At 42.9% G+C, this 371-nt stretch carries 1 pseudogene; it reads right to left on the bottom strand.

Annotation, left to right across the window (positions count from 1 at the left end):
• Window positions 1-371: pseudogene (locus tag CP370_RS09585) on the bottom strand (mucus-binding protein); the annotation flags it as partial.

The raw sequence follows: 371 nt of genomic DNA on the forward strand, positions 1-371 counted from the left end.
TTTCCCACTTAGCAGTAGACCATTCACCCACAGATTTGATTTCCCCAGTAGGTGCATAAAGAATCACTTCCCGTGTCACTGTTGCTGTTTGTTTAACTGTTTGGTCAGTTCCGTTTGGCGTGTGGACAATAATTGTTCGAGTAATGTCCTTGGTTTCTTGCCTTGGGGTCTCATTAGCTGTATAGCTAATCTCAACAGTTGTATCCTGAGTGTCATCGTTCACAGTAGTTTCATCAATTTGTGCTTTGTCTGGAGTGTAACCTTTAAATTCTGGAGCTGAGTATGTTTCCCACTTAGCAGTAGACCATTCACCCACAGATTTGATTTCCCCAGTAGGTGCATAAAGAATCACTTCCCGTGTCACTGTTGCT

Origin of the sequence: Lactobacillus sp. UMNPBX19, from assembly GCF_002553805.1 — a bacterium.
In the GTDB taxonomy this organism is placed as follows: Bacteria; Bacillota; Bacilli; order Lactobacillales; family Lactobacillaceae; genus Lactobacillus.